Consider the following 12670-nt stretch of genomic DNA (forward strand, 5'->3'; position numbering starts at 1 on the left):
CGTCGGGAAATGTGGTCAGGAAATCGGGAATTTCGGAAAGGGGGATATTGGTGCCGCCAAAATTATCAGCCTCAAATTCATAATCCTCGCGAACATCAATGAGCTGCACCTGCTCAGGATCGGTGTTCTGAATACGTTCAAACTCTTCCACTGACATTTCACGCGCTTCAACAGGCTTTGGTGAGGGCGCTGGGTTTGTGTTGGGGCTGTGGTGAACAGGAATATTCCGGCTGAATCCGAACGTACTCGTTGCATTCGTAAGTGCATTGATCAGCAGTAACTTCCCGGAAAGCACTTCGCCGATTTCACAGATAACCTTGATCGCTTCGTTGGCCATATAAGTCCCGATAATACCTGGCAAAATCCCGATCACACCTGCTTCCGCACAATTATCGCCTTCTTCCGCGTCGGGGAAAAGGCAGCGGTAAGTTGGTCCGTTGTGATAATTGAAAACGGAGACCTGACCTTCAAACCTCAGAATGGAGCCGAAAACCCAGGTTTTGTTGAGTTTCACGCAGGTGTCGTTGACCAGGTAGCGCGTGTCAAAATTGTCGGAGCCGTCGATTACCAGATCGTATTTAGAGACAATCTCAGCGGCATTACTTTCTGTGAGCTGGACAGGATAGGGGGTGAATTTTACAAATCCATTGAGGATACTTAGTTTTTCAGCGGCAGTAACTGCCTTCTTTTTACCCAGGTCAGCTTCCGAATACAGGATCTGGCGATGCAGGTTGGTTACTTCCACATGATCGTGATCGATAATCCCGATTTCGCCCGCGCCGGCGGCAGTTAAATATTGCAAAACCGGACAGCCCAAGCCGCCTGCGCCGACCACCAGTATTTTCGCTGATTTTAATTTTTCCTGGCCTGTTAGACCCACTTCCGGGAGAAGGATCTGCCGGCTGTATCGCTTGCGTTCCTGAATTTCAAGTTTCAACATACTCCTGATACTGTTCACAAAGGTGACAACGCACCTCTTTTTAGTCGAAAACAGGTAAAGTAGGCAATTCGATCATTGAGGTGCGTTTAAATTTTTAAATAATCCTTATTTTAACGCACTCAATCAACCTGACAACGACCTGAATTACTTGATGGATCTTATTATCAGAAGCGCTGCGCCCAGGGATTTACCTGCTCTGCTGGAAATTATCAACCACGCTATCCTTAACACCACCGCCATTTACGACTATGAACCCAGAACGCTCGAAGAGCAAACTGCCTGGTTTGAGAAAATGATTCATGACGGAATGCCCGTGATCGTGGCCGAGCTCGAAGGTAAGGTGATCGGATATGGTTCTTACAATACTTTCCGTCCAAAAATCGGGTATAAGTTCAGTGTGGAGCATTCCATTTATCTCGATGAAAAATCGCGCGGAATGGGCGTAGGAGGGAAGTTACTTGGCAGCCTGATCCAGCGCGCAAAAGAATCGGGTATCCACACGATGGTCGGTGTGATAGACGCGGCGAACAGGGGCAGCATTGAGTTTCACAAAAAATATGGTTTTATCGAAAAAGGCTACCTCAAAGAGATAGCCTTTAAATTCGACCAGTGGCTGGATGTAGTCTTTATGCAGCTGCTGATTGAGGAAGATTAATGCGCCCTTCCTGTTTCAATGTAAGTTTCTTCATCACCGGTGGGCTTGCCTTGCCACCAGGAAGCCAGGATAGAGCCGGTGATGTTCATCAATGGTCCGAAAATGGCAGGAGCCAGTCCCACTGTCGCCATTTTGCCCATTTCCTTGGCAATACCGGAAGCCAGGCCGCCATTTTGCATCCCTACTTCAATTGCGATGGTACGGCAGTCGCGCTCGCTCATTTTGAACAACCGGCCTGACCAGTATCCCAGCGTATAACCCGACAAATTGTGGATCAGTACCAAAAGCAATAAAGCTGGTCCGATGGAAAGCAGGCTATCGCGACCGGCAGCGGTAATAATGACAATTATGAATGCGATTCCGGCCATTGAAACGAGCGGCATTGCTGCATCGAGCCACTTCACTTTTCCACTGAATAGTTTGTTAAAAAGCAGCCCTGCCCCGATCGGGATAATCACCATTTTAATAATATCCCACATCATGTGCAGCGTGTCGATCTGAACGAATGCACCTGCCAGCAGGCTCATTAGAAGCGGGGTAACCAGCGGCGCGAGCATCGTGGAAATCGCCGTGATCGTGATTGATAATGCCAGGTTCGCTTTGGCGAGGTAGGAGATTACATTGGACGCCATTCCATTCGGAGAGCAACCGATGAGAATGATACCCGCCGCAATTTCAGGAGGAAAACCGCTTAAACTCGCCAGTGTATAGCCTATACCCGGCATAATAATAAAGTGGCTCACCACACCGATCAAAACACCTTTCGGCATTTTAACAACACCAACAAAATCACCGAAGCTCATCGAAGTACCCATTCCAAACATGATGATCTGGATCAATGGTGTGATCAGTACAGCCAGTTTGAAATCTCCGAATGATTGAAAATGCTGCGGGTAGTACAATGCAGTAGTCACTGCCGCAAAAATCACGGTGGTGTAAGTAAAGCCTTTCAGCTTCTCATAACCACGAAAACTGATCGCCAGTGCGAGGAAAAATCCAATGAAGAACGGGCCGGCTGCGGGCAGGTTACCGCTCAATGCAAGGTATAGTGCGGCCAGCAGGCACACTGCCGCCGCGCCTGAGAGTAGCTTATAAATGTTCATGCGTACTACCAGGTTCTCTTTTTCATGTATTCATCCAGCTCCGAACGTTTCATCGGGATCTCTTTCGGATTCTTGTCAAGCCATTTCAGAAAGTCGCTTTTTAAGGTATCCGACCACTGGCTGTCAATCTGGCCTGGTGTATACTTCCCTTCTTTTAGCATTTGAATACCGAACTTGTCACGCAAAGCGATGAACTCGGCAGTTTGTATCACTTTCTCAACGAGGTGCGCAGGAACGAAAATAACGCCTTCTTTTTTAGCGAGAACAAGGTCGCCGGGCAGCACCACGGCGCGGCCAATGCGGATTGGTGTATTTAATCCGGCCAGGTATTCGTCTTTCAGATAGGAAGGATCAAAATCGCGTACGAATGCATTGAAGCCTTCAATTTTTGATAAACCTTCGAGGTCGCGCACCGATGCATCGAATACCACACCATTGCCCGATTTGGCATAAATGGAATTAGCGAGGTTATCACCGATCAATGTACCTTCGGCTATTTTGCCAAAACCGTCGGCCACGTACACGTCACCTTTGGAAAGCTGGTCAATGGGCCAGGAATTTGTATTTCCGATCCGGCCCTGTTTGTTGCCACGTTCCTTGATGTTCTTTTCAATGTCTGGGCGGGAGGGAAGGAATTGTGCGGTCAATGCGCGCCCGGCGATCACTACATCGGGGTGCACCATTTTCCAGTTGCCTTCAAACTGGCAGTTATAGCCTTCGTTTTTCATGACCACCCAGGCTTCTTCAATGTTGATCTCTTTGGCGCGGCGTACCAGGTCATCGGGTATTTTCGGGCGACCGTCAGGAAACCTTTCTCCTTTCCATTCTGATGTTAAAAATGTGAGTTCTTCTTTGGAGATCGTTTGCGCTTCAACGATATGGGTAAATGAGAGGCTAGAAAGGGCAATCGCGGCTAAGCTCAGGAATTTGAATTTCATAAATTGAAAATTGTTGATCAGGTTTTAGGTGGATAAAAATAGGTATTTCGGAAAGGAAATCAGACTTCCCGGGCCTCGGAAAGTCTGATTTTTAAATTCAATATAACAGCATTGAGAAGCTTACTTATCCCACCAAACTACACTTGAAAGCGTGTTGGTACCGCCCTGGCGGGTACGCGCTTCGTAGAAGTTATCGCGGTTATAAAGCTCTTCCGAATCGGGAATTACAAATCGTGTCGGGATTTTTCCGCCGGTCAGGTTACCCGGGTAGTTGGTCGGTGTAAGTGCAGGATAGCCTGTGCGGCGCCAGTTAGACCAGATCTCGTATTCGTCTTCCAGGAACAATGCAACCCACTTTTGCGTGGAGATCTGCTCGATCTGCTGTGCCACAGTCCCGCCAGTTTTATAAGGGTTCGCAGCCAGATAAGCCGCGATCTTCGCGTCGGAAATAACACCCGCCGTTCCGAACAAAGCCCATTGCTTGATCCCGGAAGTAACCGCAGCTTGGTAAGAAGCAGCCGCAGTCGCGCCGGAATACCAGCCACGCACAGCAGCCTCTGCCAGCAGCAGGTGCATTTCCGCAGGAGTCAAAACCAGCAAAGGCGCATTGTATCGCAGTATCGTAGCAGGATTTGGCTCAGAATAGGAATCAAAGTCAGCCGGAAGCGAATTAAATGCGGCATTCGGCATTCCTTTTTGCAGTGCAGTAGCAGTATCAGCTACGTAAGGTGCAGTCGGCGAAGCTTTTGTCCACACCACCGAGATAACATTCAATCGCGGGTCTTTGGTTGTTTTCAGATGGTCGATCAAAGTTTTGGCCAATTTGCCACCCTCTACATTGTCGCCGCCGGGAGACACATAGTCGGTGCTCATCAAACCAGCCGAAATGAAGTTGCGGCTTGCGGTAATAGATCCGTCGACGTAGTCGATTTTGGCTAGGTCCGAGTCAGCAGTAATTACACCGCCGGCAATCGCCTTTTTTACCCAGAGCTGTGCATTGGCAGGATCCACCTCTGTCAGGCGCATTCCGAGCCGCAACATCAGCGAGTAGCCAAACTTTTTCCATTTGGTAAGATCACCGCTGTACACGAGATCTGCATTTCCGAAACTCGGTTGAGCCGGATCAAATGCGTTGATCGACTCTTCCAGCTCTTTCAACAGATCCGCATAGATGACCGATTGCGCATCGTATTTAGGTGTAAAGTCCTGGGCAGAGTATGCTTTTCCTGCCTCGAAATAAGGAACATCTCCATACAGATCAGTAATCCGGTGAAACAGGTAAGCTTTCCAGATGCGGGCAATGGACAGCCTGTTGATATCAGTCGGGTTTTTTGAAACCGCGTCGATCACCTGCGAAATGTCGATCACCGCGCCTTGTGTCACAGGATCTCCGCCATACAGGTTCCAGCTCGCCTGGCTGTATCCGAAATTGAAATACTTGTCACCTGCACCCGGTACTTCTTTATAGGTAGCAAAATGCTGCATTGATCCGCCGATCGTCAGGTAGGCCGCGCCTGTATAGTTGTTGCTTACGGTAACCAGCTGCGCCCTAGTGAAAAGGTATCCCGGTACTACCTCGGTGGAAGCGTTTGGGTTTACATTCATTTCTTCAAAACCATTGTCGCAGGAGGCAATGAACAGGGCCGGGGCCAGGTATAGTACTTTAAATAGGTTTTTCATATTCACTAAAAGATTTTTAATGATTAAAACTTCACAGTCAGGTTCACGCCCAGACTTCTGGTTCTTGGCACACCAAATGCTTCCAGACCCTGCGCATTCCCATTGGTGTAGCTCGACTCAGGATCGAAATAGTTGTTTCGCTTGTCCTTGTAAAGCAGGAGAAGGTTACGGCCCACAAGCGATACAGAAGCTGCCTGTAATTTCAGGAACGACATCTTGCTTACATTCAGGTTGTAGCTCAGGATCACCTGGCGCAGCTTGACGAAGTCGTTGTTGAAGACGAACATGCCCGTATAGTTTTTATCATTGTCATAGTAGGTATCCACATCTTTTTTCTCCCAGAACTTGGTAAAAGGAGCTCCTTCCGGCGTTACACCAGTTACAGTTACACCAGTTTCGCGACCAGGCAATGTTTCTTTTGGCAAACCAAAACGGTACGCGTACTGGTACATGTTCGAGTAAACCACACTTCCGAACTTACCGTCGATCAGGATATTCAGCGAGAAGTTTTTGTATTTGAAATTGTTGGTGATACCCATTGTCAAAGGAGGGATACCGTTACCCAGCTTTTGCAGATCGCCTCTTACCGCGTAGCCGCTGGCTGTGTTGAATACCACATTTCCATTGTTGTCCGTTTTCTTGTTGTAGCCCCAAACTTCGCCGTAAGTACCGCCAACCACGTTGTTGATCAAACCGCCGCCTACGCCAGTTCCGATACTCAGGTTAGGCAGGTTGTCAGCCAGTTTAATGATACGGCTCTGGTTATACGCCATGTTGTAGCTTACATCCCAGGTAAAGTTGTTGGCGCGGACTGGTGTTCCATTGATCAAAAGCTCGATACCCTTGTTGCTCAGCTCGCCTACGTTCAGCAATGCGCTGGTATAGCCCGAAGATGTCGCAATGTTGCTTGTTACGATGTCGTTGGTCGTTTTACGATTGTAAAAAGTAAGGTCCAGGCCAAGACGGTTGTTGAGGAAACGCGCTTCCAAACCTGCCTCGTAAGTAGTGGAAGTAAGCGGTCTCAGGTCCGGGTTAGGTACCAATGCAGAGTTGAGCTGCTGCACCGGGCGACCATTGTGGCCACCTTGCGCCATCTGATAGCTTTGATAAATCTGGTAAGGGTCCACATTCACTGCACCTACCTGCGCCCACGATGCCCGTAGCTTGGCAAAGTTGATGACAGCAGGCATTTGAATAGCCTCTGAAAGGATCACAGTACCGCCAATTGCCGGATAAAAAATGCTGTTATTTTCTTTGTTCAAAACAGAAAACCAATCCTGTCTGCCCGACATGGTCAGGTATGCCAATCCTTTGTAACCCAGATCCACAGACGCGAAAATGGAGTTGATGCCACTTTTTTGGTAAAATGGCGTGGTAGTTGAAGTGGCCAGGTTAGTAAAGCTGTAAAAGTTGGGAACTGTGAACTCAGTACCTCTGTAAGTCATTTCATCGTAAATCCTGCGCTGCGTATTACCACCGAGCAAAGCCGAGAAACTTACGTTTTCAAACTCCTTGTTGTAGTTCAGAGTCAGCATTCCGTTGGTTTCGGAAGAGTTGGTATTCCTGGATTCCCAGCGACCCAGCGGCTCGTACGCATTGCTGGTTGGCACTACGAATTCGTATTTGAAGTTGTAGTAATCCTGGCTCACGCTACCTTTTACGAACAGGTTTTCAAGAATGTCGTAACGAATGTTCGCCTGACCTAGAAAGCGGTTTTTGCTATCGTCGTTTTTGAACTTATTAATTACAAAATAGGGGTTTGGAGCAGCTGGTACCGGGTTCCATTCCACCTCCTTGCCAGTCACAGCATCATAGCCGGGAGAAAGACTTCTGATATCAACCGTGTTTGCCACCAAATGCGTAGCCCAGTGCGGGTTGTAGTCAGCGTAACCTACTTTCGGGCGGTTGTGGCCATTTTCCAGGTTGTACTGAACAACCGTTTCAATACTCAGTTTTTTACCCAAAAATGCATTCACATTCAAATTCGCAATGCGTCTTACAAAGTCGGAATTCGGTACAATGCTGTTTGATTTGGTGTTATTCAAACCAAAACGAAAGTTGACCGTTTCATTTCCGCCGGTGAATGCAATGGAGTTAATGTAGTTGGTGCCGGTTCTGTAAAAGTTTTTAAGATTGTCTTTTTGAGGAGAATAGGGGCGCATTTGTCCGTCAAACTGGATCACATCCGAACCATCCATTCTGGCGCCGTAAGACAACCGGCCTGAGCTTTTAGCCTGGGTTTGTGTCATCGGTTTTACACCATCCACACCTTGTCCATACTCGTATTGCCAGTCGGGAATGATCGCCAGGTTTTCAGTCGTAAAATTGCTGTTGAACTCCACGCCGATTCCTTTTTGTGCGCGGCCTTTTTTGGTAGTAATCAAAATAACGCCATTACCTGCACGTGCGCCGTACAAAGCCGCGGCTGGTCCGCCTTTCAAAACGCTGATCGACTCAATATCGTCAGGGTTGATACCACCGATACCGTCACCGCGGTCGGTGTTGTTACCCTCTCCATTGGATGCATTGCCGCCGCCTGGAACACTGTTGTCCATCGGCATTCCATTAATTACATATAATGGCTGGTTGTTTCCGCTCAAAGAACCGTTACCGCGAATAATAATGCGGCTCGATCCGCCAGGTCCGGTTGACATACCGGTTGCGTTCACACCTGCGATTTTACCGGTCAATGCATTCGCCACGTTATTTTCACGCGCCTGGGTAAACTCGCTTCCTTTTACCTCAGTCACCGCGTATGCCAGTGCCTTTTTCTCTTTGGCGATACCCAATGCAGTCACAACCACCTCGTTCAAAGCCTTGGCCTCAGGTTGCAGCTGAACAGTAACTTCGCTCTGGCTACCCACGGCTACTTCCTGTGAAGTGTATCCTACAAAGCTGAAAATCAGCACTGCGGAAGCTGCTTCCTGATCCGGAATATCAATAGTAAACCGGCCTTCTGCGTCAGAAGAAGTACCTCGCTGGGTACCTTTGATCAGCACGCTCACACCTGGGAGACCGGAGCCTGTTTCGTCAGAAACCTTACCGGATACGTTGCGCTTCGGAGCGACTTTGCCCGCCGCCGGCGATTCCGCAGCAGCTTGCTCGCGTTTCAGTATGATCCTGTCCTGAACTACCTCGTAAGTCACGTGCTGTGGCGCAAGTATTTTTTCAAGTACGATGGACAGCGCTTCTTCCTGAAACTTTACATTGTATTTCTGGCCGTTGAAAATCTGCGGGTTATACATGAACTTGACCTTCGCGACATTCTCAATTTTTTCCAGGGTCTTGTCAATCTCGGAATTGGATAGACGTAAGGTTATTTTTTGTTCCAAAATGCGTTGTCCACGCACATCATGAGCCTGTACGAAGGTTCCGATGGCAATGGAAAGCAGAGCTTGATACAGCGTAATGCGCATGATTTTCTGTAAAGCATGGTGAAATTGTACGGGTTTTGACATAATTTTGATTGTTGTCGGGTGTAACGATTCGGCATCAGTAATTCCCACAGCCACCGCCTCGCGGCAGCTGTAATGTGTAAGCAACTGGGGGATTAAGCAGTCGGTGATGTTGCAGCATCATCGACTTTTTTTGTCGGAAAAAATTCGTAGCATTTATATCATAGGCATTGGGGAATGGTTAAAGGCAACCTTTACTATTTATAATAATGCTTGCATCCAGCTGCTCGTATTCGGCACCTATCGTTTTGCATATCAGGGTCATTTTTTCAAAAAGCGGCTCGTCCGACAGCGACGCGGTCAGGTAGCAGTCTTTCATTAAAGCCTCATCGAATACGATTTTGACGCCGTACGATTTTTCGAGCGCTGCAAATACGTCTGCAATGGGTGTACCCTTGAATTCAAATGATTGTCTCTGAATGGGCAGTTCCAGCAGCTTCGGGTTAGGTACCAGGCTTCTTGTCAGTCTCAGTTCTTTCGGGGCAAAAACGATCTGCTGGTTTGGGGTCAGTACCATCCCGCCAAGTTTGTCGTCTGCGTGCTGGTTGGCAATTGCTTGTTTGGTCATCGGGAACACCGACACTTTCCCGGTTTTCACGACCACCTTCACCTCCTTATCGCCATCAAATGCGCTTACTTTGAAGCTTGTGCCCAACACTTTGGTTGCCAACGTATGTGCGTATACATAGAAGGGTTTGTCGGGATCTTTGGCTACTTCGAAAAATGCTTCTCCATTCAGAAACACCTCCCGTTTGTTGTCATCGAACCGGGAAGGATAGGTAATGCGGCTGTTGGGTTGTAAAAGAATGGTGCTGCCATCTTTGAGCACTACAAGTTTGGCTTTGTTGGTCTCATTCTTCTCCTCTACCAGCGGTACCTCTATTTTGCTGAGTATCACTTTATATTGATCCGATTGCTTGTCTGAAACCTGTTCGTTCAGCCACCAGCCTGCAAACAGCAGGAGGAGTACCGAGGCGGCCATATGGTACCAGTTAGGCCGGAATTTCAGCCTGATGAAAGATCGCCGCGCAGTTTTTGCGCCTATCGCGTGCGAGAGTCTGTAAATTTCATTTGCAACTTCCTCATCGGAGACCTGGTCAAAAGCACCCTCGGTCGCAAGCAAAAAATCCTTAGCCTGGTTAACCAGCTCCCTTTTATCGGGATTTTGTTCCAGCCATTCAGCCCAAACGACCGCATCAGCAGGGTTTTTGAAGATCACCCAGCTTCTGAACGACGGATCGGCAGCGAGCTCCTCCGGAAGATAATTGCGGTAATTGTGCATAAAAGGCAAATGAAAATGCGGCTAATTTCAATAAGGATGCATAATGATTGGCGCAATACTCTTTTTTGAAGAATTATTTTTTGAAAGTTTGCCCGCCTGATTGCCGATTGCGCCTGCCAACATTCTACAAAACCATATATGCTCTCCGCCGTTCAAACTGCGCCACCTGCCGGAGGATAGTTGAGGCTACTACACGCCCAACTAAATGGGTTATTGCGGGTCAGTGATTGGGAGACAGATAAGAAAGCATTGGGCGAAGGGGAACCAAATCAATTACGAAGTCGCCTGAGGCAAGATCAGAGACCAGATTGAATTTTCAACTTTAATTCAAATAGCCAATGAAAACCAAAAAATTCAAAACAACCTTGTGGCCCTTGACTCTTTGCCTGTCTGTGAGCCTCTTTATGCAAGGATGTAAAAGCATTTTCTCAGACACCACAACAGTGTATGGTAGGATTACAGACGAAAAAGGACTACCTGTGGATAGCATCATGGTGCGTGTCGTAGGAAGTAAAATCCACGGATCTCAGAACATGGCGGAAACCTTTACCGATTCAAGCGGTAATTATGAGATTGTTGTCGAAGTCGCAGGGAAGTTCACTAGTGTCAGTTGTCTAATTCCGCCTAACTCAACCGAGAATGTTAAATATCAAAATTACTACTCAGGATATGAAATCTTTGGAGATGGGAAGATTGCAGGCTTCTCTATTGAGAAAGGGGAGAAAAATAACAGGGACTTCAAACTAAAATCGAAATAAATAATGAAAGCTAATCGGGATAAAATAAGTATAGCAGCAACAATACTTCACCTGACAATGGTTGCCGTTTTGCAGGGGTGTTTCGTGTTTTCAGATCGGACGACAAGCGTATATGGTACGGTAACGGATGACAAGGGACTACCATTGCCGGGAGTGGGATTGTCCGTGTACGGTAGAAAAAAAATTAGCCATAAAATGCATATGGCAACTGCCTATACTGATTCAAGCGGCCACTATGAAATTACGGTCGATGTCGCCGGGAAATTTCATACGCTTGATTGTTACATTGATGATGGCGCAATTTTCATGAAATACTTTCCAAAGAAGTCAAGCTATGAAACATTTACTGACGGCAAAAAGAGTCGTTGCTGTACGCTTGCGATAGGTGAGAAAACGAATTTCGACTTTCACATAATAGTAGAGTAGTTCAGCTCAATTTGGCCAGACTTCAATCAATATAAATACATTCATCATTATGAAATCTTTACGAAAGCTACACTTCCCAGCAATGCTGGCCGTGATATTCCTCGGCTGCCTGATGGACTCCTGCTTCTTAAAACAAGATCGTACAACCGTTGTTTATGGCACGATCACGGACGAGAAGGGGCAGGCGGTGGATAGTATAATGGTGATTTGCCAGGGCAAGAGAATGCTGACATACGAATTATTAGCAACAACGTATTCAGACAAGAACGGGAAATACGAGCTCTTGATAGATGTGCCTAAGAAGTTTGTTGCGATAAACGCAGGTATTCCAAGCTTTCCAGTTGAAAATCCAAAATTTCATAGGAAGTATGTGTCCTATGGTGTTTTGAAGAATGGTAAGGTAACTACTGATTGTTGTAATTCTGATGTGGGTACTAAGACGCAGTACGATTTCCAACTAAAATCTAGATAGCAATTTCAAATCTCTAATCATACACTTAATATGAAGCATTTGCAAAAATGCGGAAGAGGAAAACTGTGCGTTTTCCTTACCGCTCTCCTTGTTGCCTTTTCGTCCGCTTACGCTCAGGATTATGAAGAACATCGAAAACATCTCATCAATAAACTTGACTTTCGCAATTAGGCAGTGCGCTCTTTCTTAATGCCGCATTGACCAGCCCGAATGAGGTCGATTTCTTCAAAAAACGCTCACAAAGTCCGAATCCAGCTATGGAGAAGGTTTCAATGGAGGAGTGGCAAAACCTATACGAGCGGTTGATTGATGCAGATTTGCGCGAAGGCACTTACAGGATGCTCAGCTTTGATGAGCTAACTGAGACAAATGCATACAAGCTGTCGCGGAACAACGTGATTCCAATTGGTATTATGAATCTTAGTAGTATATACTTAACCGGTAGCGAAATTGAACAGCATGAAGCAGCAAAAAAGGCTGGGCAGAGCAGAAGATTCGAGGATTCCGCTAGGTTCAATATTGTCTATGGGGCTGTACTTCAAGAAGAGGTTTTTCAGGGGAATATTGCCTTTCAAGTTAGTCGGGAGCTTTATATTTCAAATGATACTACGCAGTCGGCGCAGGTGGAATTAGATTTGGAAGATGGCCGAGGGTTTGTTGCATATCCATTTTCAGAAAAGCCGATTGCGCATCAGTTCAGCACAGTCGGAAAACACACCGTGCATATAAGGTTGACGCTTGGTAGGAAAGCTTACCTATTTGATACGGAGGTTAATGTCCGTCAGCTGGAAAGATCAAAACCATTTGCGGAATTCCAGGTTGAGGCACCGCGGATATACAAAGCTGCTACCTCCGACGACCGTGCGGCGAGGACAATGCTGGCCGGCGGGAATGTACGGATCATTCTGGGTTGTGACCAGATTTTGAACAAGCCGATTATCATTGCCGAGGGATTTGATAT

11 protein-coding genes are annotated in these 12670 nt (G+C 47.1%); 5 read left to right on the top strand and 6 right to left on the bottom strand.

Annotated elements, in window-relative coordinates; all coding sequences use genetic code 11:
- Positions 1–940, bottom strand: a 940-nt coding sequence (gene moeB, locus ACTIE6_RS04970; protein WP_439555573.1) for a molybdopterin-synthase adenylyltransferase MoeB, incomplete at its 3' end; no start/stop codon positions are given.
- Between the two features lie 151 nt (positions 941–1091).
- Here moeB and ACTIE6_RS04975 point away from each other — a divergent pair.
- Positions 1092–1595 (top strand): GNAT family N-acetyltransferase, encoded by a 504-nt coding sequence (locus ACTIE6_RS04975; RefSeq protein WP_439555583.1) that lies wholly within the window; start codon positions 1092–1094, stop codon positions 1593–1595.
- On the opposite strand, the gene ACTIE6_RS04980 is transcribed toward ACTIE6_RS04975, so the two are convergent.
- From ACTIE6_RS04980 to ACTIE6_RS05000, 5 genes are all read right to left on the bottom strand, one after another.
- Positions 1592–2698, bottom strand: a complete 1107-nt coding sequence (locus tag ACTIE6_RS04980; RefSeq protein WP_439555574.1) for a bile acid:sodium symporter family protein — start codon at positions 2696–2698, stop codon at positions 1592–1594. The genes ACTIE6_RS04975 and ACTIE6_RS04980 overlap by 4 nt on opposite strands.
- Positions 2699–2703: 5 nt before the next feature.
- Entirely contained in the window at positions 2704–3636 is a 933-nt protein-coding gene (locus tag ACTIE6_RS04985; RefSeq protein WP_439555575.1) for an RraA family protein, read from the bottom strand.
- 120 nt (positions 3637–3756) lie between these two features.
- Positions 3757–5316: a SusD/RagB family nutrient-binding outer membrane lipoprotein gene (locus ACTIE6_RS04990; RefSeq protein ID WP_439555576.1), complete on the bottom strand. Its 1560-nt coding sequence runs from the start codon at positions 5314–5316 to the stop codon at positions 3757–3759.
- Positions 5317–5339: 23 nt separating this feature from the next.
- Complete coding sequence (locus ACTIE6_RS04995) at positions 5340–8774, bottom strand: SusC/RagA family TonB-linked outer membrane protein (RefSeq protein WP_439555577.1); 3435 nt, start codon at positions 8772–8774, stop codon at positions 5340–5342.
- 178 nt (positions 8775–8952) lie between these two features.
- Positions 8953–10053, bottom strand: coding sequence for a FecR family protein (locus tag ACTIE6_RS05000; RefSeq protein ID WP_439555578.1), 1101 nt, complete (start codon positions 10051–10053; stop codon positions 8953–8955).
- Between the two features lie 338 nt (positions 10054–10391).
- On the opposite strand from ACTIE6_RS05000, the gene ACTIE6_RS05005 reads away from it, so the two are divergent.
- The 4 genes from ACTIE6_RS05005 to ACTIE6_RS05020 form a co-directional block, all read left to right on the top strand.
- Positions 10392–10811: a hypothetical protein gene (locus ACTIE6_RS05005; protein WP_439555579.1), complete on the top strand. Its 420-nt coding sequence runs from the start codon at positions 10392–10394 to the stop codon at positions 10809–10811.
- Positions 10812–10814: 3 nt separating this feature from the next.
- Positions 10815–11237 (top strand): carboxypeptidase-like regulatory domain-containing protein, encoded by a 423-nt coding sequence (locus tag ACTIE6_RS05010; protein ID WP_439555580.1) that lies wholly within the window; start codon positions 10815–10817, stop codon positions 11235–11237.
- Positions 11238–11286: 49 nt separating this feature from the next.
- Positions 11287–11709: a hypothetical protein gene (locus tag ACTIE6_RS05015; RefSeq protein WP_439555581.1), complete on the top strand. Its 423-nt coding sequence runs from the start codon at positions 11287–11289 to the stop codon at positions 11707–11709.
- 257 nt (positions 11710–11966) lie between these two features.
- Positions 11967–12670 (top strand): hypothetical protein (locus ACTIE6_RS05020; protein ID WP_439555582.1); only part of this gene is annotated, 704 nt, incomplete at its 3' end.

This window comes from Dyadobacter sp., from assembly GCF_051859145.1.
Lineage (GTDB): Bacteria > Bacteroidota > Bacteroidia > Cytophagales > Spirosomataceae > Dyadobacter.

What these genes read in the sequence shown, in the direction of transcription:
- ACTIE6_RS04975 (WP_439555583.1), top strand. Translation starts at nt 1,092, where the DNA reads ATGGATCTTATTATCAGAAGCGCTGCGCCCAGGGATTTACCTGCTCTG.
- ACTIE6_RS04980 (WP_439555574.1), bottom strand. Translation starts at nt 2,698, where the DNA reads ATGAACATTTATAAGCTACTCTCAGGCGCGGCGGCAGTGTGCCTGCTG.
- ACTIE6_RS04985 (WP_439555575.1), bottom strand. Translation starts at nt 3,636, where the DNA reads ATGAAATTCAAATTCCTGAGCTTAGCCGCGATTGCCCTTTCTAGCCTC.
- ACTIE6_RS04990 (WP_439555576.1), bottom strand. Translation starts at nt 5,316, where the DNA reads ATGAAAAACCTATTTAAAGTACTATACCTGGCCCCGGCCCTGTTCATT.
- ACTIE6_RS04995 (WP_439555577.1), bottom strand. Translation starts at nt 8,774, where the DNA reads ATGTCAAAACCCGTACAATTTCACCATGCTTTACAGAAAATCATGCGC.
- ACTIE6_RS05000 (WP_439555578.1), bottom strand. Translation starts at nt 10,053, where the DNA reads ATGCACAATTACCGCAATTATCTTCCGGAGGAGCTCGCTGCCGATCCG.
- ACTIE6_RS05005 (WP_439555579.1), top strand. Translation starts at nt 10,392, where the DNA reads ATGAAAACCAAAAAATTCAAAACAACCTTGTGGCCCTTGACTCTTTGC.
- ACTIE6_RS05010 (WP_439555580.1), top strand. Translation starts at nt 10,815, where the DNA reads ATGAAAGCTAATCGGGATAAAATAAGTATAGCAGCAACAATACTTCAC.
- ACTIE6_RS05015 (WP_439555581.1), top strand. Translation starts at nt 11,287, where the DNA reads ATGAAATCTTTACGAAAGCTACACTTCCCAGCAATGCTGGCCGTGATA.